The 24,916-nt window shown below is 47.0% G+C and carries 22 protein-coding genes; 5 read left to right on the top strand and 17 right to left on the bottom strand.

The genetic code is table 11. The features are described from left to right. Positions 1-13: 13 nt before the first annotated feature. The 4 genes from CXK86_RS07770 to CXK86_RS07755 form a co-directional block, all read right to left on the bottom strand. Positions 14-913: a YicC/YloC family endoribonuclease gene (locus CXK86_RS07770; protein WP_036614623.1), complete on the bottom strand. Its 900-nt coding sequence runs from the start codon at positions 911-913 to the stop codon at positions 14-16. Positions 914-932: 19 nt separating this feature from the next. After that, positions 933-2,822, bottom strand: a complete 1,890-nt coding sequence (locus tag CXK86_RS07765; RefSeq protein ID WP_047843687.1) for a bifunctional homocysteine S-methyltransferase/methylenetetrahydrofolate reductase — start codon at positions 2,820-2,822, stop codon at positions 933-935. 213 nt (positions 2,823-3,035) lie between these two features. Further along, a complete protein-coding gene (gene dapF / locus CXK86_RS07760; RefSeq protein ID WP_076251213.1) occupies positions 3,036-3,869 on the bottom strand; it encodes a diaminopimelate epimerase in 834 nt (277 codons plus the stop codon). Between the two features lie 182 nt (positions 3,870-4,051). Further along, positions 4,052-6,910 (bottom strand): calcium-translocating P-type ATPase, SERCA-type, encoded by a 2,859-nt coding sequence (locus CXK86_RS07755; RefSeq protein WP_076250871.1) that lies wholly within the window; start codon positions 6,908-6,910, stop codon positions 4,052-4,054. A 356-nt stretch (positions 6,911-7,266) separates the two neighbouring features. On the opposite strand from CXK86_RS07755, the gene CXK86_RS07750 reads away from it, so the two are divergent. Together CXK86_RS07750 and CXK86_RS07745 are read left to right on the top strand one after the other, a co-directional pair. Further along, a complete protein-coding gene (locus CXK86_RS07750; protein WP_101313590.1) occupies positions 7,267-9,039 on the top strand; it encodes an Rqc2 family fibronectin-binding protein in 1,773 nt (590 codons plus the stop codon). Positions 9,040-9,246: 207 nt separating this feature from the next. Continuing rightward, on the top strand, positions 9,247-9,693 hold the full coding sequence (locus CXK86_RS07745) for a GNAT family N-acetyltransferase (protein ID WP_101313589.1): 447 nt from the start codon (positions 9,247-9,249) through the stop codon (positions 9,691-9,693). Between the two features lie 143 nt (positions 9,694-9,836). Here CXK86_RS07745 and CXK86_RS07740 read toward each other — a convergent pair whose 3' ends face one another. From CXK86_RS07740 to CXK86_RS07705, 8 genes are all read right to left on the bottom strand, one after another. Further along, positions 9,837-10,706 carry a PHP domain-containing protein gene (locus CXK86_RS07740; RefSeq protein ID WP_101313588.1) on the bottom strand — a complete coding sequence of 290 codons (870 nt, stop codon included), beginning with the start codon at positions 10,704-10,706 and terminating at the stop codon, positions 9,837-9,839. Between the two features lie 67 nt (positions 10,707-10,773). Next, the gene (locus tag CXK86_RS07735) at positions 10,774-11,697 is read right to left on the bottom strand and encodes a selenium metabolism-associated LysR family transcriptional regulator (protein ID WP_036674887.1); all 924 of its coding nucleotides are present in this window, start codon (positions 11,695-11,697) and stop codon (positions 10,774-10,776) included. A gap of 132 nt (positions 11,698-11,829) precedes the next feature. Continuing rightward, positions 11,830-12,267, bottom strand: coding sequence for a hypothetical protein (locus tag CXK86_RS07730; RefSeq protein ID WP_017687436.1), 438 nt, complete (start codon positions 12,265-12,267; stop codon positions 11,830-11,832). 165 nt (positions 12,268-12,432) lie between these two features. Then, entirely contained in the window at positions 12,433-12,696 is a 264-nt protein-coding gene (locus tag CXK86_RS07725; protein WP_076251211.1) for a YlbG family protein, read from the bottom strand. Positions 12,697-12,726: 30 nt separating this feature from the next. Further along, a complete protein-coding gene (locus tag CXK86_RS07720) occupies positions 12,727-13,164 on the bottom strand; it encodes a YlbF/YmcA family competence regulator (RefSeq protein ID WP_036614642.1) in 438 nt (145 codons plus the stop codon). A 152-nt stretch (positions 13,165-13,316) separates the two neighbouring features. Next, the gene (locus CXK86_RS07715) at positions 13,317-15,035 is read right to left on the bottom strand and encodes a helicase-associated domain-containing protein (protein ID WP_101313587.1); all 1,719 of its coding nucleotides are present in this window, start codon (positions 15,033-15,035) and stop codon (positions 13,317-13,319) included. A gap of 36 nt (positions 15,036-15,071) precedes the next feature. After that, positions 15,072-16,766 carry a DNA repair helicase XPB gene (locus CXK86_RS07710; protein ID WP_083684415.1) on the bottom strand — a complete coding sequence of 565 codons (1,695 nt, stop codon included), beginning with the start codon at positions 16,764-16,766 and terminating at the stop codon, positions 15,072-15,074. A gap of 193 nt (positions 16,767-16,959) precedes the next feature. Continuing rightward, positions 16,960-18,129 carry a M20 family metallopeptidase gene (locus CXK86_RS07705; protein WP_076250861.1) on the bottom strand — a complete coding sequence of 390 codons (1,170 nt, stop codon included), beginning with the start codon at positions 18,127-18,129 and terminating at the stop codon, positions 16,960-16,962. 210 nt (positions 18,130-18,339) lie between these two features. On the opposite strand from CXK86_RS07705, the gene CXK86_RS07700 reads away from it, so the two are divergent. Beyond that, the gene (locus CXK86_RS07700) at positions 18,340-18,687 is read left to right on the top strand and encodes a YugN family protein (RefSeq protein WP_036614650.1); all 348 of its coding nucleotides are present in this window, start codon (positions 18,340-18,342) and stop codon (positions 18,685-18,687) included. Positions 18,688-18,700: 13 nt separating this feature from the next. Beyond that, the gene (gene ftsW, locus CXK86_RS07695; RefSeq protein ID WP_036614653.1) at positions 18,701-19,990 is read left to right on the top strand and encodes a putative lipid II flippase FtsW; all 1,290 of its coding nucleotides are present in this window, start codon (positions 18,701-18,703) and stop codon (positions 19,988-19,990) included. 129 nt (positions 19,991-20,119) lie between these two features. Here ftsW and CXK86_RS07690 read toward each other — a convergent pair whose 3' ends face one another. Then, positions 20,120-20,482, bottom strand: coding sequence for an Asp23/Gls24 family envelope stress response protein (locus CXK86_RS07690; protein ID WP_017687428.1), 363 nt, complete (start codon positions 20,480-20,482; stop codon positions 20,120-20,122). A gap of 183 nt (positions 20,483-20,665) precedes the next feature. Between CXK86_RS07690 and cax the strand changes: the two genes are divergently transcribed. Next, positions 20,666-21,736: a calcium/proton exchanger gene (gene cax / locus CXK86_RS07685; RefSeq protein WP_036674882.1), complete on the top strand. Its 1,071-nt coding sequence runs from the start codon at positions 20,666-20,668 to the stop codon at positions 21,734-21,736. Positions 21,737-21,918: 182 nt separating this feature from the next. On the opposite strand, the gene CXK86_RS07680 is transcribed toward cax, so the two are convergent. The 4 genes from CXK86_RS07680 to CXK86_RS07665 form a co-directional block, all read right to left on the bottom strand. Further along, the gene (locus tag CXK86_RS07680; protein WP_036614657.1) at positions 21,919-22,212 is read right to left on the bottom strand and encodes an Fpa/YlaN family protein; all 294 of its coding nucleotides are present in this window, start codon (positions 22,210-22,212) and stop codon (positions 21,919-21,921) included. Positions 22,213-22,437: 225 nt separating this feature from the next. Continuing rightward, entirely contained in the window at positions 22,438-22,683 is a 246-nt protein-coding gene (locus tag CXK86_RS07675) for an HPr family phosphocarrier protein (RefSeq protein WP_036614658.1), read from the bottom strand. Between the two features lie 96 nt (positions 22,684-22,779). Next, complete coding sequence (locus tag CXK86_RS07670) at positions 22,780-23,895, bottom strand: aminopeptidase (protein ID WP_076250860.1); 1,116 nt, start codon at positions 23,893-23,895, stop codon at positions 22,780-22,782. A 111-nt stretch (positions 23,896-24,006) separates the two neighbouring features. Further along, positions 24,007-24,897 (bottom strand): hypothetical protein, encoded by an 891-nt coding sequence (locus CXK86_RS07665; protein WP_076250858.1) that lies wholly within the window; start codon positions 24,895-24,897, stop codon positions 24,007-24,009. Positions 24,898-24,916: the final 19 nt, after the last annotated feature.

The raw sequence follows: 24,916 nt of genomic DNA, 5'->3' as shown, positions 1-24,916 counted from the left end.
GAAATGTGGCCGTTCATTCGATATTCGCAGCTTGCTCACGAATCTTCTCCAGCTCCGCCTTCATCTCGACAACACGATTCACCAGAGCCAAATGGTTGGCTTTTGATCCAATCGTATTGACTTCCCGATTCATCTCTTGAATTAGAAAGTCCAACTTACGACCTACGGGCTCATCACTCTTCAGCAGTTCCCTGCTCTGTCCAAAGTGACTCTGTAGACGCGTAAGCTCCTCTTCTATGTTAGAACGATCGGCAAACATTGCAATTTCCATACCCAATTTATGCTCATCAAAAGGGAAAGAGCCTTCTTCCTGCATTTCCGTAAGCCTTTGTCTTAGCTTGTTGCGATAATCACTTACCACAGTCGGTGCAAGATCAAGCATTTCGGTATGCAGTGACTCCAGACGGGTAATCCGCCGTTCCAGATCACTGGCCAGATGAAGACCCTCGCGAGCGCGCATCTGTTCAAGGCTGGACAGAGCCTCTTTCAATCCTTCCTGCAGAACTCGCTCCCATTCGTCCTTCTGCTCTTCGGGAATGGAACTTGTCCCATCCGAATGAACCATGACGTCCGGCAGCCCAAGCATATCCACAATACTTGGTTTGCCCTGCAATCCATATTGGGTCTCCAGTTGCTCTGCAGCCTGCAGATAGGCCCTGACCGTCTGTTCATTCAGAACAGCGGGAAGAGCCTGGTCTTCCTCTTTTTCTTTCATTACATAAACATCAATCCGTCCACGTTTCAAACGACTCTGTACGATCTTCCTCAAACCGTCTTCATAATACGTCCACTCTCTTGGCAGACGCATCATCACTTCGCAATAACGATGATTAACAGATTTGATCTCTAATTGTACCTTATAGCCGCCAAAATGAAAGGCGGATTGACCGTATCCGGTCATACTGAATGACATCGGCATCACATCCGTTTTACTATTGTAATTGATTATTAGGGTTGAAACAAGTAGGACATTGATGCTCCGACTTCTCCCATACGTATTGAGTCAGTTCGGCCGTCATGCCGTAGAACATAAACGGTGTCATGAGATAGATGCCTTTGAAATGCGCTGTTGCTACGTCCAGCAGTTCTTTGGCAATTTTTACTCCCATCGCACGGCCTTCTTCGCCTTCCAGACCTGCCATACGGGAACGCACTTCATCCGAAAGCTGGATCCCGGGAACCTCGTTGTGTAGATACTCTGCATTCCGTCCACTCGCTAGCGGCATTACACCTACAAAAATGGGCACATCCAGATGTTTGGTCGCTTCGTGCATTGCTACAATCAACTCAGGATCATAGATCGGTTGTGTCATGATGTAATCAGCGCCAGAGGTAATTTTCTTCTCCAGACGTTGTACAGCTTTCTCCAAATATTTCACATTGGGATTAAATGCTGCTCCGATTACAAAACCAGCTTTTTGCTTCAGTGGTTTACCTGAGAAAGCTACTCCATCGTTCAACTGTTTGATCATGCGTATGATTTCAAAAGAAGTCAGATCGTATACCGAGCTCGAACCAGGCAGATCGCCAAATCTTGCAGGATCTCCTGTTACAGCCAGTACATGATTAATACTCAAAGCATCAAACCCCATCATGTGGGACTGCGTTCCAATCAGATTCCGGTCACGGCAGGCAATATGCACCAGTGGACGAAGGCCCGTGCGATCCTGAACGAGGTGACCCAGCGCCATGTTGCTCATGCGTGTAACCGCGAGTGAATTATCGGCCAGTGTCAGGGCATCGGCTCCGGCTGCTTTCAGTGTCTCGGCACCTTTCATGAACTTGGCAATGTCCAAGTCACGTGGCGGGTCAAGTTCAACGATAACGGTGTGACGATGCTTGACCAGATCAACGATCGTAGGCTGTCCGCCACGTCCGGAACGCTCATCCACATTTTCATGCAACACAATACGCGGTTTGGATTCTGACGGATCAGGCTCCAGAATAGGCGAAGGCACATAGTCAGCAAGCGCCTCTTTCATAGCGGTGATATGATCAGGTGTCGTACCACAGCAACCACCGATAATACGAGCGCCCAGTTCAGCAAATTGCACTGCCGTCTGACCAAAGTACTCCGGAGTCGCACCATAACGGAACTCACCATCTACATAATCTGCTGCACCCGCATTCGGGTAGACGGACATTGGAATACCAATTCGTCCCGAGACGGTTTCCATGGCACGCATAATTCCGTTTGGACCTGAGCGACAGTTAAAACCAATGACATCCGCGCCCTGCTCCCGCATAATCCGGAAGGCTTCAGGCATTGTATATCCGTCCAGTGTGTGTCCTACATCCTCTACCGCGAACTGTCCAATTACGGGCAGATCACTTAGCTTTCGCGCTTGCAAAAGGGCAATATCCATTTCCTCGATATCATAGAAGGTCTCAAGCAAAATGCCATCCACGCCTTCATCTAGCAGTGCAGAGATCTGTTGTTGATAAAAGCGTTTCAGTTCACTCGTTGACACATTCGTCCGCTTGCCACCTCGAATGGAACCAACTGCACCAAGCACATAACCGGTATCTCCAGCTACCTCTTTGGCGATGCGTACGCCGGCACGGTTCACGTCCTCCACCTTGGACTCCAGACCGAACTTGGACAACTTGTCGTAATTGGCAGAATACGTATTTGTTTCAAATATTTCTGTACCTGCATCCCGATAACGGCGATGTACATCCGCCACTACTTCAGGTGAAATCAAGTTTAATTCTTCATATGAAATCCCCACCGGGAACCCCATTTGGTACAGAAATGTTCCCATGGCCCCATCTCCAACGAGAACCCGTTCCTGCATAACTTTGCGCAAATCCGCCTTCATCCCATTTCCCCCCGCCTAGCTGCGATCATTTACATACTAATGTAACACAAAAAACGCTAAAAAACGAAGAAAAACACAGGTTTTTGATGAGTATCCAGCTCATATGGACTTTCTTGCCATACAGCCCCAATATGTCTCTGTACAGGAGACACGACTTATCCTTTTTGACAAAAAAAGAGGCCCGCAGGCCCCTTTGGTTAAACCTTTCACTTTTTATGAAGTGATTCCTTTAAAAACAACTTCAGCAGGTCCAGTCATGTACACATGATTGTCAGCTTCATTCCACTCAATGTGGAGATCCCCACCCTTGAGGCTGATGACTGCTGTACGATCTGTATGTCCATTCAGGACAGAGGATACCAGTGTCGCACAAGCTCCGGTTCCACAAGCAAGTGTTGGACCCGCTCCGCGTTCCCATACACGCATGTCCACATATCCACGGTCACGAACTGTGGCGAATTCCACATTGATTTTTTTTGGAAACATCGGATGCACTTCAAGAAGTGGTCCCCAAGTCGTGAGGTCAAAATTCACAGCGTCATCTACATAGATAACCGCATGCGGGTTACCCATGGATACGGCGGTGAATTTGAACGCATGTCCATTCGCTTCAATGTAGTGATCAACCACTGGGTTGGCATCCACCGTTGTAGGCACTTGAAGACCGTTCAGGATCGGCTCGCCCATATCGACACGAACAGTTTCCACTTTACCATCACGAATGTTGAGACTCACAGGTTGTACCCCTGCACCAATGGTTTCAATGGTAATCTGCTCCTGGCTCACGTGACCATGATCGTATACGTATTTGGATACACAGCGAATGGCATTACCGCACTGTTCTGCTTCCGAACCGTCCGAATTCATGATACGCATCTGAAAGTCTGCCTTCTCCGAAGGCAGTATATAAACCAGGCCGTCCGCACCGATGCCAAAGAAACGGTTGCACCATTTCACAGCCAATTCTGCTGCATCTGCCGGAAGCTCCTTTTCACCAAATACAACGATAAAATCGTTACCAAGTCCATGCATTTTCGTAAATTCCATAATCTTGCCCACTCCTTTTGGCAGTCTACTGCCAAAGCTATATTCTTGCTCTTCTACAGGATTACCATAGAAATTCATATTCAACATTTACACAAAAAAGCTATCCTGCAAAATGCCAAAGCTGCCGCTTCGAATCATTTTGAGGATAGCATAACGAAATAGGTAAGGAAAAGGTATTGATTTTATGCCGAAAACTTTGTACTTTTCGGTACGAAGCGGCCAGTACCACCCATACGGCGGCGGTTACGACGACCACCCCAGACGCTGCCTGCGCCCATAAGAAACGTTGGAATGCCTGCAGCAACGATACAGAGCGCCCATTCACGCAATCCCAGAGGTACGGTTTTGAAGATCGGCTGCAATGGTTCAACGTACATGACAACCAGCATCAGTACAACCGATGAAATCACCGCAAGAACCAGATATTTGTTCTGTAAAGGATTCCGGTGGAAGATGGACCGCGAACTACGGCAATCAAAGACATGAATAAGCTGCGCCAAAACGAGTGTAGCAAAAGCAACAGACTGTGCCTTGATCAGTTGACCCGGATTATCCGGCGCAGCCTGAAGGGTAAGCCAGAACGCTCCGAGTGTGCATAACCCAATCAACACACCCCGGCTGACGATTTTCCACCCCAGTCTGCGAGCAAAAATGTTTTCCTTGGCGCCACGGGGTTTGTGTTCCATCAAATCTTTCTCAGGCTGATCTACCCCCAGCGCCATTGCAGGCAAGCCATCTGTTACGAGGTTAACCCACAGAATCTGAATAGGTACGAGTGGCAGCGGCAAGCCCATCATCATCGCAAAGAACATCGTCAATATTTCGCCCACGTTTGATGCCAGCAAATAACGGATAAACTTGCGAATGTTCTCATAAATATTACGGCCTTCTTCAATCGCAGCCACAATGGTTGAGAAGTTGTCATCACTCAGAATGAGCGCAGAAGCTTCCTTCGTCACATCTGTGCCTGTAATGCCCATCGCTATGCCGATGTCTGCCGCTTTAATAGCTGGAGCATCATTGACTCCATCACCCGTCATGGCGACGACATGCCCTTTGCGCTGTAACGATTTTACGATCCGAAGCTTGTGTTCAGGACTTACCCTTGAGAAAACATATATGCCCTCTACCTGTTTATCCAGTTGATCGTCTGTCATGCCTGCCAGCTGCTGACCACTTAAGGAGGCACCTCCACGAGGAAGAATCCCGAGTTGATGAGCAATGGCTTCTGCCGTTGTTCCATGATCACCTGTGATCATGACAGTTCGTATCCCCGCCTTGCGGCATGTGGCAATCGCATCTCGCACTTCACGACGCGGCGGATCAATCATACCTGCAAGTCCTACGAAAACTAGCTGACTCTCGGCGGCATGTTCATCAGCCACTTTTTCTTCCGGCCGCACTTCACGATAGGCCATTCCAAGGACACGTAGTGCCGCTCCGGCCATGCTCTCGTTAGCTGCCATCACTTTCTGGCGCAGTGTCCCAGTGAAAGGCACGACCTTGCCTTCCCACAAAATATAACTACAGTGTCCGATCAACACATCCGGTGCACCTTTGGTATAGATCATTCGGCCCCCCTGATGATGAACCAGGACCGACATGCGTTTACGCTCCGAATCAAACGGGAATTCCTGCTGGCGGGCATACAACTCTTTGAGTCCGGCAGGAGTAAGCCCCATTTTGGAGGCCAGTGTGACGAGTGCCCCTTCCGTCGGATCGCCTTTCAGCTCCCAGAATACATTATCTCGTTGAACGGTTTCTTCTTGGAGGTCACCTTTTTTCGTGTTTTTCTTGCTTTCCTTTTTGGTATCCTTGCCCTTTTTCTTGCTCCCCACCTCGCTTGCAGCACTTTCCACAATACTCGCATTGTTGCAAAGCGCGCTGATCTGAAGCATTCTGCGCAGGGACTGGTCGCTCTTCAGTTCCACCGTACGACCGTTCTCCAGCATCTGCCCTTCAGGTGCATAACCATCCCCGGTAACCTTGATGTTACGTCCCTCCAACCACACATCCGTTACCGTCATCTTGTTCTGGGTGAGCGTGCCAGTCTTATCCGAACAGATTACGGATGCACAGCCCAGAGTTTCGACAGAAGGCAGTTTGCGTACAATGGCTTTACGTTTGATCATACGCTGCACGCCTAGTGCGAGTGCAATGGTTACAATGGCCGGCAGGCCCTCCGGTATGGCAGCCACCGCGAGGCTGACCCCTGCCAGAAACATGCCAACGGCTGGTTGACCGTGCAATATACCTGCGACGACAACCATAATGGTTAATCCCAATGCGACAAAAATCAGAATTTTGCCCAATTGCTCCAGCCTGTGCTGTAACGGTGTTTCTTGCTCCTCCGTATTTTGGATCAGATCGGCGATTTTGCCCATCTCCGTCTCCATCCCCGTACGGATAACCACACCTTTGGCTGTACCACGAGTGACCATGGTACCCATAAAACCAATATTCTTCTGATCACCCAGCGGAACGTCCTCGTCCGCAATCGGAAGGCAATGTTTGCTTACAGGAACCGATTCCCCAGTAAGTGCCGATTCCTCGACATCCAGACTGTTCGTTTGCAGCCAGCGCACATCAGCGGGTATGCGGTCCCCACTCTCCACCATGATAATATCCCCGGGGACAAGTTGTTTGGCGGCAAGGTGTACTTCCTGGCCTGAACGAAGCACTTTGGCAAGAGGTGCAGACAACTGTTTCAATGCACGAAGAGATCGTTCAGCCCGGAATTCCTGTACAAACCCCAGAATCGCATTCAGTACGATAATAGCCACAATCGTTACCGCATCCAGATACTCACCCAGTAATCCAGATACCAACGTTGCTCCCATCAACACCAGCACCATAAAATCCTTGAACTGATTCAAGAGCAATGTAATTGGAGAAATGCGTTTCCCCTCGCTCAGCTCATTCGAACCGACCACTTTCCTCTTCTCTGCTACAGCTTCATCCGTCAATCCTTCCTGCGGGCTGACGCCAAGAGTGTTACGAAGCTCTTCATCACTAAGTTGATGCCACTTGGTATGTTCCATGCTTCAAGTTTCCCTCCCAGTCTGTATTTCATCTGCAAAATAAGCTCACATGACTCACCGGCGCGCTGGTCGACAGGCTGTACACTATGCCGGACAAACTACCTGCTCTATATGTATTCGGACAGGTCTGTGATTAGCACCCGGAAGGTGAATCCTTTCCCTGATGGACAGAATAGGCTAAAATAAAAGTCTGCGATGTTCTGCGCAGTACCAATTCCATTGTTCAACAGGCAAGCAACGAAGAATCTGTAGCCAGTCCTTGTTTTTTTACATACCTGGTTGCACGTTTCAGTTATATAGATGAAGCATTTGGCATGATAAATGCAGATGCTCGATAGAGAGAGGAAGTGGAAAAAATGGCATTGGACGGCATTGTAACACGGGCCATTGTTCATGAACTGCAAGGCTGCATTGGTGGACGTATTAGCAAAATCCATCAGCCGAATGGCCATGACGTAGTTCTCACCCTGCGTGCTCAGCGCGGAAATAGTAAATTGCTTGTTTCGGCAAGCCCAACCTATCCTCGTGTGCATTATACGGAAAAGACATTTCTTAACCCTACGGAAGCACCCATGTTCTGCATGTTGCTCCGTAAGCACTGTGAAGGTGCAATCATTGAGGAGATCCGTCAGATTGGCATGGAGCGTATTATCCACATCAATGTGCGCCAGCGCGACGAACTGGGGGATGTTTCGGTAAAACGGATCATCATTGAATTGATGGGGCGTCACAGTAATATTATTTTGCTTGATCCCGTTACAGGAACGATTCTGGATGGCATTCATCATGTGACTCCTTCCATCAGTAGCTACCGGGTAATCATGCCTGGATTCGCGTATACTGCCCCACCCGAGCAACATAAAAGTAATCCGCTCGAAGTGAGTCGTACAGCTTTCGAGGACAGCTATCATGCCACTGAAGAAGAGGCATCACGCTGGCTTGTGAACTCCTTTAGTGGTCTTAGCCCGTTAATTGCGGGAGAGATTGCTGCTCGTGGAATTGCTGCTGAAGGCACCGTGAGCACTCCAGCTGTGGTTGAGGGTGAAAGCCGAGTTGAGACTGGTGCACTCTGGAACGCTTTTGAAGCCGTGATGGGACCTGTCAGAGATCATATCTACACACCTGTAACCGGAATGAACGCCAAAGGCAAAATGATTTTCTCAGCCGTTCACCTTCAGAGCATTCAGGATTTGGAGAAAACCTATGACACGATGAGCAAGTGCATGGAAGATTATTACGGAGATAAGGCTGAACGAGACACGGTTAAACAGAGAGTAAGTGATCTGCTCCGTTTTCTGCAGAATGAGCGAAGCAAAAACATCAAAAAGCTGGACAACCTGAACAAGGATCTACTGGAAGCGGATGATGCGGACATGTTCAGACTATGGGGTGAGTTGCTGTTTGCCTCCCTGCATCTGGTTCACAAAGGGGACAAGAGCGTGGAGCTTGTGAACTTCTACGATGAAGACCAAGCCAACATTACCATTCAGCTTGATCCACTGCTTACACCATCTGACAACGCACAACGTTATTTCAAGCGGTATAACAAATACAAGAACAGTCTGGCTGTCATTCATGAGCAGCTTGGCAAAACCAAAGACGAGATTGACTACCTCGATAACCTGTTACAGCAGCTCTCCATTGCATCGATGAACGATATTGAGGAAATACGGGACGAGCTTGTACAGCAAGGATACCTTCGTGACCGTAATAAAAAGGGTAAAAAGAAGAAGAAAAGTGACCGTCCAACCGTACACCAGTTCACCTCCTCGGAGGGAATTGATATTCTTGTGGGCAAAAACAACCTGCAGAATGAGTACGTGACCAACCGTCTCGCTTCTTCCAACGACACCTGGCTGCATACCAAAGACATTCCAGGTTCACATGTCGTTATTCGCAGTACGGAATTTGGTGAAGCTACATTGGAAGAAGCAGCACAGCTTGCTGCCTATTTCAGCCAGGCCAAGGAGTCCAGCAGTGTGCCTGTGGATTACACGTTTATCCGTCATGTGCGCAAACCAAGTGGTGCGAAGCCTGGTTTTGTGATCTATGATCATCAGAAGACGTTGTTTGTCACGCCAAATGATGAATTGATCAAAAGTCTGCCATCCACCATTAAAAATGGATAGTATGCTTAGCTCATAAGGTGCGATGTAACAGTAACAATAGAAAAATCCCCTGACCATTAACGGTTCAGGGGATTTTTGTGGTTGTACTACTTGTTTGAATGATATGTGAAGCTCAGCCTATTTATCATTTCCTTTGAATATTAATTCACTTATAAGTATAATAATTCAATTGTGATTAATAAAATTTGTAGTTAAAGGAAGTGTACCGTGACCATACATATCAGAGAAACTCAACCTGATGATCTGAAACCCCTGATGGCATTAATGCATGACTATGTGGTGGGATTCTACAACAACCCCTGGCCTGGTGATCAATCTATCCAGCTTTTGATAAACAACCTGCTTAATCAGCAGATCGGTGCTCAATTCGTGGCAGAAGAGGACGGGAAGCTTATCGGATTTTCTACCCTATTCTTTACATACAGCACGATGAAAGCAGAGCGTGTCGCCATCATGAATGACCTATTCGTTACGGAAACATTCAGAGAAGGCGAAGCAGAAGCCAAATTATTTGCACACTGTCAGCAATATACGCGTGACCATGGATGTGCATATATGTCTTGGATCACAGCAGTGACCAATGAGCGGGCACAGCAATTATTCGAACGTCTCGGGGCTACACGTGGCGCTTGGGTAAACTATTCCATTACATAGACTATTTTCAGAACAAAAAAAGGGACATGCAAACATGAACGTTCAGCCCTATCATGCTTGCATGTCTCTTACTCCTTCGATCTTAAAATGTATCCAGTAATACAGAATTTATTATAGTCAGATAGAGCGTTGCAACGTCTCGCTTACTCTCCCCTTTGCTGTGAAGCAGCTGCCTTCAGCCTTTCCAACACATCAACCGTTACGGTCTTGCTACCAAGATCCCCGTGGAAAACAACACCTTGCCGTTTACCATGATAATCAGATCCACCTGTTTCAATGAGGTCGTATTCCTTGGCCAGCTTACCATACCTGCGTTCCTCTTCTGGGCCATGGTCCGAATGAAACACCTCAATGCCATCTGGACGAGAGTCTTCGATGATACGTCGCACCAATTCATCATCGTTATAGAGACCCGGATGGGCAATCACAGCGGCTCCACCTGCGGCTCTGATCCACTCACACGCATCCTCTGGTGCAACGCGGGGTACAGATACAAAGCCTGGCTTGCCTTCAGCAAGATACTGATCAAATGCATCCCGCATGTCAACAGCGTAGCCTTTTTTCACCAGCACATCGGCCATATGAGGTCTGCCAATACTCTCATCCGGCTCTAACGGTCGTCCCAGCTCATCCAGTACCTCCTGCCAGCTTATATCAAGCCCGAGTTCTTGCAGCTTGGCGATAATCAGATGATTCCGCTCATCTCGCGCTTCTCGTAATCCGGCCAACCGTTTCAGGAATATCTCATCCTCCGTATTAACGTAATAGCCCAGTACATGAATATCTTTGCCGCCAGCCCGGGTGCTGATCTCCACTCCGGCAACAACATCAATATCGTACTCTTTTCCCGCTTGCTGTGCTTCCGCTACACCAGCTACTGTATCATGGTCCGTTAGGGCAACCGCAGATAGCCCTTTTTGTTTGGCAAGCTTCACATTATCAGCAGGTGGCTGCATTCCATCGGAAGCCTGACTATGCGTATGAAGATCACAGCGTCCTTGGCGCTGATCCATGATCAACAGCTCCTTTGTTTAAAATTGATTATGATTCAATCTTATCTACCATTGATGTTGCCAACTATTATGCCTTCCCCGTCTTATGTACCGACTGAGGCTGCTCCTGCTGACGCAGATAATTCAGGAAAGCGACTGCTGACAGGGGCAACAAGGACGATTTTAGATGGATGGCATAGAACTGCCTTTTGAATTCGAGTCCGCGGATATCCACAATATGAACAAGTCCCAGAGCCAGTTCATGCTGCACCGAAGAAGGAGATAACATCGTAATACCTACCCCTGCCTCCACGGCCGATTTTACCGCTCCTGTACTGCCAAGTTCCATCACTACATTCATATCTTGTGGATCAATCTTTTTCTTTTGCAATTGGTCTTCCATCACCTGACGAGTACCCGAGCCCTTCTCACGCAGCACAAAAGGATAATTCATTACATCCTCAATATTCACTTTGCTACGCTTAGCCAAATCATGTCCGGCAGGTACAATTAGTTTCAGCTCGTCCTGCATGACAGGCTCCACAATCATGTCCGGGTGGTGCACTGGCGCTTCAATCAGACCAAAATTAAGCTGGTGCTTCAATATATCATCCATAATTTGCGTTGTATTCATTACTTTCATGACAATTGAAATATCGGGATACTGAAGTGCAAATGGTCCGAGCATGCGTGGAAGCACATATTCCCCGATCGTTAAGCTGGCTCCCAGCTGGAGTCTGCCCTGTAACATCTGGGTAAATGCCGACATCGCTTCATCCGTCTGTCTGACCAACTCTACACTCCGTTTCGCATGAGGTAATAAAGTCCGGCCAGCCTCGGATAATTCTATTTTTTTGGTGGAACGATGCAATAACTTGGTGCCAAAATAGTCCTCCAATGATTGAATCTGCATCGTTACTGCCGGTTGAGTCATATGTAATGCTTGTGCAGCAGCCGAGAAACTCCCCTTCTCTGCTACCGTATAAAAAATATGCAATTGGTGAAAATTCATATCTTCGCCCCTCTTCGATTACACTCTCTACATTGTAGCCGATTTCTCGCTTGGCAACAAAAAAAGCATGCAGCTTGTCTGCATGCGATAATCCTTGAATCTATGATTTCAACATATTGAATCTACTCAGGCTTACTTATGCTTACGGCTATTTTTGACCAACGTCATTCTTCTTGAATGTCTTAACCATGAATAATATGACTTCAGGTCCCTTAATTCAATGGTCTCCGACATACGTCCCAGAAACGTAACTACAATCATTTTGTGCAGCGGATTGCCCGCAATATCATATTCTCCTTCAAGTTCGGAAAATTCGGCGACCACCACCAGATCCTCATCAATCAGGTAGACGTCCTGTTCATTACGGTAGTATGGTGTTATACGGTCCTGCTTCAGACACTCCCATAACCACGCCGCAATATGGTCATCATCACTACGTGCAGGCTCAATACGGTCTGCATACCGCATCTTGGCATGATGGGTAATGACGATGTCGGCCACTTTCTTGTCTCCAAGAGCCACGAAAAACGGCTCGTAGGTGCTCCAACGTTGCATCACCTTATCACGCATGGGAATCACTCTCCACCAGATAGGACTTTCTATCTATTTATTACCAAATATATTACAACATTAGTCCCGCAACCTCAAGGCGTAAGTTTAACTTTTTTTCACAATAGCCAATTTGTGTATAATTCAAGAAAAGAGCGACCCCAAAGGGTCCCTCCAGTTTCTCTTCTATATTCCGTAAAAGCTCGTTTTGTCCATCGTTTTGCTGGCATACTCGGTTTTGATCTCATTACGATACGAGCGTTCGATCTTGCGCACATAGGAAAGTCGCTTCACATTTTTCATCGTATCATCTGCCCGTTCTGCATTAACATACATGACTACATAATGCATACGGCGGGAGATATAATGCACGGTGCCATATTTTTCGAGATTACGGGCAGCCTTCAAATCACTGACCCAAATAATATATCCTGTCCTTTCCGCAAACATCATCGTTCCCCGCCCTTCTATAATGATTACTTAACTGCAACCACACTTGCCGCCACTACCGCAGCCGCCCTTCGGATTCGGGTCATTGCTCGGTACCTTAATGGTCGTTGACACTGCAAATGCAATGGTCTCTGACATCTGGAATAACATATCATCCAGGGACTTCTCTGCCTGTTTGAAGCGGATTACCGCCTCGAAATTTTCCAACTCCTGTTCCAGAGCCTTCACCTGGTCTTTTGCTGCATGATAATCCGGGTGAAAATGACCGAAACGCTGTGTTTCTTCAAACAATTCCTTCTTGGCATTCAGCTTCCGAATCCCCATCTGAATCTCAGGAGTAGTCTCGACTTGCTGCTTCCAATATAAATAATCCGATACTTCGGCAGATTGGTTAATCATGTCGCCCAGTTCATATGCGCCCGTTAACACTTGGGCCATATCGACCGTGTTCATTTCCGCTACGCTCATGAAATATTCATCCTATCTATATATAAAGTTCTACTTAACGTAGACTACCTCATCATAGCATATCCATGAATAGTTAAGAAGAGTTTTTCCTGCAATTAGAAATAGGGGGAACTCGAAAATTCGCCTTTCAACCTGATATTCACGTGAAATAGTCAGGTTATGACATCATCTGGCAGGATAAGACGCATTGTATCCCACTCTGACGGGGAGAATGTACGCCATTCCGTCTCTGATGTATTTTCACTTGAATCCAACATGCACCAACCGCTTAAAGTCCATTGTTCATGACCCTCTACCTGATGTGGAATGAGGTATTGCGTACGATTTTCCTGTTGTATCCCCAGCTTGGTCTGCCACTCAATGGCTTTGGCAGCAATCTGTCGGGCGGTTGAACTATGATATCGACGCCACTCCCTGTACCAGGTCTCCGGTATCTCCTCAAATCCCAACAGAGAGAACTTCTTCTCAATGACAGATTGATCACGCTCCAACCCATGGAGAGAAGCAGGGACATCAACCAGACCTAGACTATCGGGAGTGTAGAAAGAAGAATATACACCGCTCAACATATCCTTTTCTAATAACTTCGGATCATATGCAGAGCCTGTACTTGCCTCCATTACCTTCATACTCCGATTTACAGTCAACGGTGCAGCATCCGTCTCCTTGCCCCAATCTGCTAACGCAATACGTACATTCTCTGGTATGCCTGTCAGCGCATATTGATCCAGACACTCTATCACTTCATGTAATTCATACCCTCTGGCTAAGGCCGAAATGAATCGCTCTCTTGTCATACGGTAGATGGACATTCGATCACGCGTCACCCGTTCTGCGCATTGCTCCAGCATCCAGATCACATCAGGCCCTGCTTCGGGCGGCACCAACATTTCGAAATCAGGCTGCATGTAAAATCCACACGGCTCCGCCTCACTTACCATCTCTTGTTCTCGATATAACAGGCTATGCGGTTCGATCAGCCAACGGAATGCCAGCGCTCCCGACTGATCTTCTCCTACTTCACCATAACCCCAGCCAGCCAGTGCGTATAGCCAGCCCCTGATCCGTGGTTTCAATTCCAAATTCTCTATATGGCACCATATGTTTTTTTCTGGAGCCAACACTGCCAATTGATAACGGAAATGCTGCAACGCGGGTTCAGCTTCTCCGTATCTTTCCATACACGCTTGATATATTTCCCGATGCATCTGTCTCCACGAGAGCTGCAACCATTTTTGTAATCGATGATCTACAATCTGAATTTGGCCACCTGACTTCTGAACGAGATTCAGACTGAGCAGTAGATCGAGAAGGATAGCTACGTGGGTCGGATACAAATCCGAATGATCATATCGGATGCCCAGACCTTCAAAGTCTGTCGAAGATAACACCGTGATCACACTTAATTTTTGAACACTTTTCTTATGTATAGTGCCCTTCCCTGTCAAAGGAAGTCCTTCTCTTTCAATCCACGCGATCAAATGAAGAAGTTCCGCAGCAGTATCCGGCTTTCCTTCCTGTAATACATGAGCATGCCGTGCCATCTGTTTAACGGTTATACCCACTCTTTGTGCGTAAGCAATCGTCAATGTCTCCATCAGCGAAGCAGGAATATAGAATAATCGCTCTCCCCAACTCTTATATACAGATTCAATCCATCTTTGCTGCCTAAGGCTGGCGAATGAAGAATTGGCTTCTGCGACACTGAGTCCTTCGATGGCCCACTGTTCTCGTGGCAGGAGGGAGGAAAAAGGCTGACCGGCATGTTTGTGAAAAATTGCACCAAGCACTTTTTGTTCCACCAAAGCAAGCTTTGACCATGAATCAAGGTTCAGTACCACAGGCTCATCTATCGCTTCAAATGAAGACATATCCCAATCCCTCCTCTTTTCGCGAGTATAAATGGACTATTCGTTCTCATGAACGATGGCATATTCATATCCCTGCTCGACCAAGAACATCTGACGGTTTAATGCAAACTCCTGTTCCTTACTATCCTCTGATACCAACGCATAGAAATATGCTTTGTTTTCTCCAGCTTTTGGTCTCAGAATTCTTCCCAAACGCTGTGCCTCTTCCTGCCTTGACCCGAAACTTCCGGATATCTCAAGCGCAACAGCAGCATCAGGCAAATCCACAGCAAAATTGGCAACCTTGGATACCACAATTGTTTTAATCTCTCCACGTCGAAAAGCGGCAAACCACTTGATTCGCTCTTGCTGTGACATGTTACCCGAGATCAAAGGTGCTTCAATTTCCCGGGCAATCAACTCAAGTTGATCCAGATATTGTCCAATCACTAGCGCAGGCATATCCCGATGACGTTCCAGCAAACGCTTAACTACATGTACCTTCGCCGGATTCTCGGCAGCCAATCGAAATTGATGTTTAACCTCGGCTTGCAGATAATTTGATCTTAGTTCCGGGGAAAACGGAATACGTATCTCTTGACATTGTACATCAGCAATCCACCCTTGCTGCTCCAGTTGTTTCCACGGCATATCATAGAGCTTTGGACCAATCAACGAAAACACATCCTGTTCACAGCCATCCTCTCGAACCAAGGTGGCCGTCAATCCCAGCCTTCGCGTAGCTTGAATATCCGCAGTTGCACGAAACACTGGTGCTGGCAGCAAATGTACTTCATCATATATGATCAGCCCCCATTGCCGCTCACTGAGCAGTTTGATGTGGGTAAAATCAGCATCCTTTGATTTCCGGTGTGTAAGAATCTGATATGTAGCTACAGTCACAGGTTTCACCTGTTTTTTCTGACCGGAATACTCACCGATCTGTTCGCTGGTAATCGTGGTTTTGTCTTGAATTTCCTGAATCCACTGTCGCACAGACGTTGTATTGGACGTCAAAATAAGGCATTCACATTGAAGCCGCTCCAGCACGGCCATCCCAATGACCGTTTTTCCTGCCCCGCAAGGAAGTACGAGTAAACCGCTTCCTCCCATGCCCTCACTGCCTTCAAATGCATCCACAGCCTCTCTCTGGTAAGAACGCAACGCAAACCGCTCAGAGTGGTCCCCCGGATCATTAGACCGCCAATCAAATGAAAGCTTGGTTCCCTCCCGATATCCTACGTAATCAAGTACGGGGTAACCCAATCGTGTTAATTCCCTTTTTAATAACCCTCGCTGTTCTCCTGGGAGCAGAAGTTCATGAGCGTCCTTACGTTCCATGCGAAAGGCAGCTATTGTTTTCAATCCACTTAATTCATCCAGCAACCGCTCATCCTCACTGTAAAGACGCATTCTAGTGTGATCTGCTTCGGAATGCAGCTTTAATTTGCCATACTGATCCATGATTCTCCGAACATCCTGTATCAGTGCAGCAGGCACGTTCCAGCGGGATACCAGCTCCAAACTTGCGATGACCTGATCTGCATTCCATCCCAGCGCAGCCGCATTCCAGAGCGATAACGGAGTGATTCGGTAGGTATGAAACGCTGCTGGTGTCTTAACCAGTTCTGAATACATCCCAAGCTGCTCTCTTGCTCTTTCGAATCCGGGGTGGCCAACTTCCAGCAAAACTGTAAAATCTCGCTGAACGATACAAGCATCTGTGCTTACCATATGTTCTGTTCCTTCCATTTGGAGCCTTCCTCCTATCACAAAAAAGTCCAGTTCCGGCAGCTTCCGAAAATGAACCGCTACAATTTCGAGTTCAAAAAGTCTGATTTTCAGTACCGAAAAGTGGACTTTTGGAACAACCTCTAATAAAATCCACAAAAAAAACATCCTGCCCATACCTTGGTATGAACAGGATGCCCAACTGCATCTAAAGTCATTCTGCTGTGTAACCTTTGGCCATGGCGATAAATAATTTCACGGCCGTCTGCATCGCGTCTTCATCAAAATCAAACATCGGATGATGATGCGGATAGATCGCATTTTTATCTGGGTTGCCTGCTCCAACAAACATAAAGCACCCTGGAACCTTTTGCAGATAATACGCAAAATCTTCCGCTGGCATCAGCATCGGGGATGCTTGCACTCGTTCTGCCCCAAATAATTCTGTAGCCTCTCTGAAGAAACGTGCTGTCTCTTGTTCATCATTCACCACAGGCGGATATCCCATAATATATTTCACTTGCGTCTCTGCTCCGTAAGCTGCCCCTGTCTGGGCTACCATGGTAAGCACACGCTCTTTCATCCCGTTTCGGGTCTCTTCATCAAATGTTCTTACCGTACCGCTCATTTTGCATTGCTCTGCAATTACATTCTGAGCCGAGCCCGCCTGCATTGTACCAATGGTCAGCACCGCGGGTTGCAATGGATCAACCGAACGACTGACAACGGTCTGAAGCTGCATCACAAGCGCAGAACCCGCTATAAGACTATCTATCGTGGATTGTGGCATCCCGCCATGTCCACCTTTGCCTTTGATCTCAATGTAAAAATCGTCCGCCGCCGCCATCATCGGTCCTGCCTTACTGGCAACAACACCTACAGGCAGCGGGGTCCACAGATGAATGCCATATATGACATCCACGCCTTCAAGCGCACCATCCGCAATGACCTGGACTGCACCACCCGGAAGCAGTTCTTCTGCTGGCTGGAACAAAAAGCGAATCTCTCCTTGGATCTCCTGCTTGTGACGACTGAAATACAATGCCGTACCGAGCAAGATGGAGATATGACCATCGTGGCCGCATGCATGCATCGCTCCTGCTTGTTGTGATGCATACTCGATATTCTTTTCATCCTGAATTGGAAGTGCGTCCATATCAGCTCGCAGCATGACGACAGGACCCGGCTTGTCCCCACGAATGGTACCGATGACCCCGTGACCACCAACATGACGCCTCACTTCAACGCCAAAGCTCTCCAACATATCCGCTACAAAAGAGGATGTCTTCTCCTCATGAAAGGAAACCTCTGGATTGCGATGAAGGTGACGCCGCCATTCCACCATGTGGATCTGCAGATCTTCCCACCATATATTATTAGTCATGTCTCTCCACCCTTTCAATCTTAAACGGGACTTATATCAAGCCCGAACCTTCCTCTTCAAACCTATTGCTGTATATTGTAGCAGAATTGGAAGAAAACCGATACGAAACGCCTTTGGAAAGCTTGCACGGGAAGGGGAAACATACTATCATGAACTAGAGAAATACTCGAGAAATTATACTCGGAAGCTTATGAGGAGGATCAAACGCTTATGATTTTTGAGAATACAGGCTTGGATGGCTTGAAGAGCGACTTGGCATACCTGGATGAGAGCGCCGAGAAAGTCGGATTTGTCCGGTGGCAATGGGAATATTACCGTGCTACATATGACTACAAAATTGAAGATGAACTAACCAACTCAGAATACTTTGTACGCATTAATACCCGCGCTGTGGAAGGCAAATTGGAAAAACCGGATACCGTTCTTGCTGTTGAAGCAGTATACCTTGGCAAAGCCACTTTCCCTCACGGCCTGGATTATGACTCTTCCGTTCCGCAACCAGTCGTGAAGCTGGCAGCCCAAAAATTACAGCAGCTTAAAGAACTGCTGGAAGCATAGGCTGGGCCAAACGATGAAACAACAAACGGCCCAAACGAAAACGAAGAGAGGCACGCCGGATTTTCAACTGCTAATCCTCACTTTATTGTTGGTGGGCTTTGGACTGGTGATGGTATTCAGCTCCAGTTCCAGCATTGCAATCGCAAGCGATAAATTTAACAATGATGCCCTTTACTTCACGAAAAAACAACTTATGTGGGCGATTATCGGTCTATTTGGCATGTTTTTTGCCATGAATATCCGCTTCAACAAGTACAAAAAGCTCTATGCACCCTTTTTCCTGCTCACTACGGTCATGCTGGTGATTGTTTTGATCTCAGGTGCAGTATTGAACGGTGCACGAAGCTGGATTCACATTTTTGGTTTCAGTCTTCAGCCTGCAGAGTTCGCAAAAATTGCTATCATTCTCTATCTCTCTGCTCTTATTACCAAAAAAGGTGAGAAATTCAGGGTTTTCAAGACAGGGTACGTTCCCGTCTTGTTCATCGTTGGATTCATCGCAGGGCTGATTATGCTGCAACCAGACTTCGGTACCACCTTCATTCTGGTGTCCACCTGTGGTCTCTTGATCTATGCCGGTGGAGCCAGTATGAAACATATCCTGGGTTCGATTCTCCTGGTTGTACTCGGTGGGGCACTGGCGTTCGGAGCGAATTCCCTGTTTTCTTCCATGTCTCCTTCCGACACAACGACTGCTACAACAGCAGTCACTGCGGAGCAGAACTACAAGATCGGACGTATTCAGGCTTTCCTTGATCCAATGTCCGATATTAATGGCGGAAGTCTTAACCTCTACCGTTCTCTTGTTGCCATTGGTGATGGCGGCATGACAGGTTCAGGGATTGGACAAGGTACGATGAAGCTGCACTATTTGCCAAACGCGTATAATGACTTTATTTTCTCCGTAATCGGGGAAGAACTCGGATTCATCGGAAGTGCCTTATTCCTGCTTGTTTACCTGTACTTCATCTGGCGCGGAATTATTGTCTCTCTCCGCTGTCCCGATCCATTCGGAACATTGGTCGGCATAGGTATCATGGGACTAATCGCGATTCAGGCATTTATCAACATCGGTGGTGTAACTCAAACCATTCCGGTGACGGGAGTTACGCTTCCGTTTATCAGTTATGGGGGTACCTCACTCTTTGTAATGATGGTTGCCATGGGCATTCTGCTCAGTATCTCACGTACTAACAATCTGGACGTGATCAAGGAAGAGAAAACGAAGTCCGTGACTGTACAGACACAGACTCGTACCTCTCCTGCTCTTCGTTCACGGGAGTCCATCCGTCGGATTCGATAAAAAAGCAACACAAAAAAGGCTGTGCACCCAATGGATGCGCAGCCTTTTTCTGTGTTATCGTTACAATTCTGTCTATCAAGATGAAGAACAGGTCAATATGACTCTGTCCTCCATTGCGGATTGCGATTTCTACAGATCGTCGCCTTTGAAAGATACGCCTTCTACCTTTACATTGACTTCAACCACGCGTAATCCGGTCATGGTCTCTACCGCTTCTCTTACATTCTGCTGAAGCATACGGGAAACTTCATGAATCGGGGTTTCGTACAGGACGATGATGCGCAGGTCAATGGCTGCTTCCAGCTGGCCGACCTCAACGCTCACGCCTTTCTGTACGTTTTTACCGCTGAGTCGCTTCGCCCAGCCCTCTGACAATCCTCCAGACATTGCGGCAATTCCGGGTGTTTCCATTGCAGCCATTCCGGCAATTTTTGCAACCACGTCATCGGCAATCCGGATGTTTCCGCTCTCCAGTTGAAGTTGTTCTGCCATGCCACATCCTCCTTCACTTCGTTACTCGTATTTTAAATCCTTTCCACCCCAAAAAGCAAATTAAACTCAAAAAGATGCGTTTACAACCTACCACCATTTGGTTATATTGAAATATGAAAATAATCTCATAAGCGATTTACAATGCAATTCAAAACAAAATAATTTATAACCGAGGTGTTTGTTGTGAGAAACCGGATTTCATCCATTTTGCTGATTGCGTTCTTTGCACTCAGTGCCATCGCCCACTACTTGAAATGGGATTCGATTCTACAGTTCGTGATATCAGCCATTTCGGTTATTTTTGTGGCCGGTTTTTTAGGCAAAGCCACCGAAAATGTAGCCCACTACGCCGGACAGCGGCTGGGTGGATTCTTGAATGCCACCTTCGGCAATGCTGCCGAATTGATCATCGCCATTTTCCTCGTCAAAGAGGGACTCTTCGACATGGTCAAAGCTAGTCTGACAGGTTCTATCATCGGAAATCTGCTGTTAGTGCTCGGGTTAAGTATTTTTGCCGGAGGGCTCAAGTTCAAAATTCAGAATTATAATGTTTCCCTTGCAGGTCTGAATGGTTCCCTGATGATTGTTGCCATCATTGCCCTGTTTATTCCGGCAGTCTTTCTCAATACACATTCCATTACACAGAAAGACACCAATACACTTAGTCTCATCGTGGCCGGATTGCTCATCCTCGCGTATATTGCGTGGTTGCTATTCTCCATGGTGACACATAAGAACTACCTCGCAGACGTCACTGAGGATCGCGATGAAGAGCTACCTCATGAGCATGCTCCAGCATGGTCCAAGAAAAAATCAATTCTCTATCTGGTGCTCGCAACAGTCATGGTTGCCTTCGTCAGTGAATGGCTGGTGGGCACGCTTGAAGTCTTCACTTCGGAATTTGGACTTAGCGAACTGTTTGTCGGTGCATTCCTTGTGGCCATCATCGGTAATGCGGCCGAACACAGTGCAGCCATCATGCTTGCCATGAAAAATAAAATTGGAGCCGCCGTTGAAATTGCGGTTGGCAGCAGTTTGCAGATCGCACTCTTCGTTGCTCCTGTACTGATTTTTGTCAGCTACTTCACAGGCAGAACCATGGATATCGTATTCACAACGATTGAACTGGTCGCCATCGGCGTATCCGTATTTATTGCAAAGTCCATTACCCAAGATGGTTCAACGAATTGGTACGAAGGTTTACTCCTGCTCGTCGTATATATCATACTCGGTGTTTCCTTCTTCCTCGTGTAACCAGGCCCTCACGTTGCGATTAAAATAACAAGCCACAAGAGGCAGCCACAATATACATTTGGAGCTGTCTCTTTGTTTGTATACGCCTTCCGGCTGGCTTTCATCCCAGTCCCGTTCAGGCGCACAAAAAAAGCATGCATAAACGCCTGCATGCCTTCTATTCTGACCCGCGCATTTGCAGGCTATTGCTCATTCTTCTTGTTCAAGGCTTCATATAAAATTGCCAAATTCCGCTCAAGCGCGCTAACCAGCTGCTTACCTGCACCTTCTGGAAGGAGCCCTGCACGAACAGCAAAATCAACTTCTTTGGAGAACCCATACATCTGTGTATCCAATACTTCCTCATAGAGAGGGCAGTAGCGGGTAGCCAGATTCTCCATCTGTACTTCAATAAGCTTCTGTATTTTATCTGCATCTTCTTGAAGAAGACTGATCGCTTTCAAACTCAGCTGGTCCTGCAGATCAGATGAAGTCATGCATTTTTCCCCCCTATGTCCCAAAAATCGCGTAAAGACGTTCTACCTCTAATATTAGACGAAATGAAGAGCTAATACAAGAACCTGACCAAAATAAGCCCGCAAAGTTAAGCCTTTTGTTGAAGCTTAATCCTCCTGTTCCAGTCACCTCCAAATGTGCATTCAGATCATTCCATGCCAAAAAACACCCCTGCCAAAAAAGGCAAAGGTGCTTCTTGAGAGCTATTACTCAGATGCGATGCTTACATTCAATCCATGCTTGGCAAATACTTCTGACATGGCTGCTTTCGCTTCAACTGCATCTGGACCATGAACATGCAGTTCATAGCTGTGCGTGCTGATCAGCGTTGTAAACAATCCGAGAATACTTTTTACATCGATATACTTGTTCTCCGAATGAAGCACGATTGAAGAAGTAAACTTGCCTGCTGTTTGAGCAATTTCTACTACAGCCGCGTTATTACTCGACATAGGAATCCCTCCGTCTTTTTACTATTGGTATCATCTATTAATTACCACTACATGATACCGTGAATCCGCTTTCCTAGCAACAGCAAAATCCTGTTCCTACTTCAAACGGTCCGGATTCAAGCATTCCAGCTCAGGAATGACAAAAATACCGTCTTTACGAATCAGCACATCGTCAAAATAAATCTCCCCGCCGCCATAATCCGGACGCTGGATTAATACGAGATCCCAGTGGATAGACGAGCGGTTGCCATTGTCGGTTTCTTCATACGCCTGACCTGGCGTAAAGTGTAAGCTGCCTGCGATTTTTTCATCGAACAGGATATCTTTCATCGGATGCAGAATATGCGGGTTAAATCCAATCGCGAATTCACCAATATGACGAGCACCCTCATCCGAATTCAAGATTTCATTCAAACGCTCTGTATCGTTACTTGTCGCTTCAACAATTTTGCCATCCTTGAACGTGAACTTGATATTTTCAAAAGTCACTCCATTGTACAGGGTTGGCGAGTTATAACTAATCGTTCCGTTCACGGAATTGCGCACAGGGGCACTGTACACTTCGCCATCCGGGATATTTTTTTGGCCAGAACATTTCTCTGCACCGATATCTTTAATGGAGAAGCTCAGCTCTGTTCCTGGTCCGGTGATACGAACTTTATCCGTCCGCTTCATCAGGTTAGCAAGCGAGTCCTGCGCTTTGTCCATTTTGGCGTAATCCAGGTTACATACGTCGAAGTAGAAATCTTCGAACGCTTCTGTACTTGTATTGGCGAGTTGCGCCATACTTGCGTTAGGGTAACGCAGTACAACCCATTTCGTATGTTTGACACGTTGTTCACTATGTACCGGGTGGGAGTACAATGCATTGTACATTTTCATTTTTTCTTCCGGCACATCGGACAGATCATTCACATTTTCTCCCGCACGAATACCGATATAACAATCCATCTGTTTCATACGGTTCAGATCAATCTCTGCCCATGTTTTCATCATTTCTTCTGTGGCATTTTTCAGCATCGCACGCTGTACGGTTTTATCGGTCAACTGTACAAAGACGTTACCACCTTTTTTTCCTACCTCTTCAATAATGGCGTTAATCAGATCACGTTCCGATCCAATCATCTCAACCAATACATTTTCACCAGGCTGTACATCTACTGAATAGCCCACCAGGTTTGCTGCAAGCTTTTGAATTCTTGGGTCTTTCATCTTGGTAAAATCCTCCTGTCATCTGCCATACTTGAATTGAACAACGGTAAATTACGATACTATTGTAGCACGCGAACAGTCATCCCGTCAGTAGGCAGTCCCTCACTTCGTTTATTGATATGACTTGAAGTTCACATCGGTGACAAGGGCTTCTTTGTTACTTTTACGGTTGTTGTCCGTGTAACTCATCTGACTTTCAGAGGATAAGCGAAGAGGCAGACTGCTCTTCCGATCTACCGTGAGATGATATACCGTCTGCACGCTCGCTTGTTTCATCATCTGTTGCATCGTTGTTTCGCCCTGTTTCCAAACTTTCTCCAGATCCTTCTCAAGCTTCTCCTTACGCGCCCCTTTCACCGTAGCTGCCTTATGCATATATTCTGCCCGAATGGCGTTCATCTCGTCGTTTAGCTGGGTTACAGCCCATGATTTGGCGTCTTCCGGTGCAAGTTCAATCCGTAATGTTCTGGTTCGACGACCGGCCCCATACTCGGATTGAATCGTTTTGTGCATCCCATCAATCTTCTCCAATTGGGCGATTGGGTTAAATCGAGAAAGAGACCCACGCAGCGGCTCATGCTGCGCTGACAATGCCATCCATTGCCCTTGTTTCCGCTCAAAAGAGGCGCTAAACCCACTGGGCTGTCCATTATTTTTTACGGCAGTTGTTTGAATGCCTGTCCCCACAGCAGTTACTTCTCCAGGTAATCGGGTCTGAAGGGTCAGACGATCATGATTCTCCAGCTTGCCTTCAAATTTGAACTGATTCTCAAACAGCCCACTGTTCTCCCGTCGAAGTCCTGCCTCTCCTTCAAAACTCAACGTTTCTTTTCCCGCTATCCCCGATAAAGCCAAGGAAAAGACCTCTTCAGGCGTTTGATCTCGCTGGATTAATCCACAACCCGGAACACCAATAATCACGATGCTCACAAATAACCATAATGTACGTACCGAATGGCGGTTAAACATGTCTATCTTCACCCTTCCATGAACTTTCTCCATAGATTGCCCCGCCCGTATA

Source organism: Paenibacillus sp. BGI2013 (assembly GCF_002843485.1).
In the GTDB taxonomy this organism is placed as follows: Bacteria; Bacillota; Bacilli; order Paenibacillales; family Paenibacillaceae; genus Paenibacillus; species Paenibacillus amylolyticus.
The sequence above is the reverse complement of the archived record's forward strand: the minus strand, read 5'-3'. Positions and strand labels throughout refer to the sequence as shown.

Coding starts and splice junctions, on each gene's coding strand:
- CXK86_RS07770 (WP_036614623.1), bottom strand. CDS start 913: ATGTCATTCAGTATGACCGGATACGGTCAATCCGCCTTTCATTTTGGC.
- CXK86_RS07765 (WP_047843687.1), bottom strand. CDS start 2,822: ATGAAGGCGGATTTGCGCAAAGTTATGCAGGAACGGGTTCTCGTTGGA.
- dapF (WP_076251213.1), bottom strand. CDS start 3,869: ATGGAATTTACGAAAATGCATGGACTTGGTAACGATTTTATCGTTGTA.
- CXK86_RS07755 (WP_076250871.1), bottom strand. CDS start 6,910: ATGGAACATACCAAGTGGCATCAACTTAGTGATGAAGAGCTTCGTAAC.
- CXK86_RS07750 (WP_101313590.1), top strand. CDS start 7,267: ATGGCATTGGACGGCATTGTAACACGGGCCATTGTTCATGAACTGCAA.
- CXK86_RS07740 (WP_101313588.1), bottom strand. CDS start 10,706: ATGGATCAGCGCCAAGGACGCTGTGATCTTCATACGCATAGTCAGGCT.
- CXK86_RS07735 (WP_036674887.1), bottom strand. CDS start 11,697: ATGAATTTTCACCAATTGCATATTTTTTATACGGTAGCAGAGAAGGGG.
- CXK86_RS07730 (WP_017687436.1), bottom strand. CDS start 12,267: ATGCGTGATAAGGTGATGCAACGTTGGAGCACCTACGAGCCGTTTTTC.
- CXK86_RS07725 (WP_076251211.1), bottom strand. CDS start 12,696: ATGTTTGCGGAAAGGACAGGATATATTATTTGGGTCAGTGATTTGAAG.
- CXK86_RS07720 (WP_036614642.1), bottom strand. CDS start 13,164: ATGAGCGTAGCGGAAATGAACACGGTCGATATGGCCCAAGTGTTAACG.
- CXK86_RS07715 (WP_101313587.1), bottom strand. CDS start 15,035: ATGTCTTCATTTGAAGCGATAGATGAGCCTGTGGTACTGAACCTTGAT.
- CXK86_RS07710 (WP_083684415.1), bottom strand. CDS start 16,766: ATGGAAGGAACAGAACATATGGTAAGCACAGATGCTTGTATCGTTCAG.
- CXK86_RS07705 (WP_076250861.1), bottom strand. CDS start 18,129: ATGACTAATAATATATGGTGGGAAGATCTGCAGATCCACATGGTGGAA.
- CXK86_RS07700 (WP_036614650.1), top strand. CDS start 18,340: ATGATTTTTGAGAATACAGGCTTGGATGGCTTGAAGAGCGACTTGGCA.
- ftsW (WP_036614653.1), top strand. CDS start 18,701: ATGAAACAACAAACGGCCCAAACGAAAACGAAGAGAGGCACGCCGGAT.
- CXK86_RS07690 (WP_017687428.1), bottom strand. CDS start 20,482: ATGGCAGAACAACTTCAACTGGAGAGCGGAAACATCCGGATTGCCGAT.
- CXK86_RS07680 (WP_036614657.1), bottom strand. CDS start 22,212: ATGACTTCATCTGATCTGCAGGACCAGCTGAGTTTGAAAGCGATCAGT.
- CXK86_RS07675 (WP_036614658.1), bottom strand. CDS start 22,683: ATGTCGAGTAATAACGCGGCTGTAGTAGAAATTGCTCAAACAGCAGGC.
- CXK86_RS07670 (WP_076250860.1), bottom strand. CDS start 23,895: ATGAAAGACCCAAGAATTCAAAAGCTTGCAGCAAACCTGGTGGGCTAT.
- CXK86_RS07665 (WP_076250858.1), bottom strand. CDS start 24,897: ATGGAGAAAGTTCATGGAAGGGTGAAGATAGACATGTTTAACCGCCAT.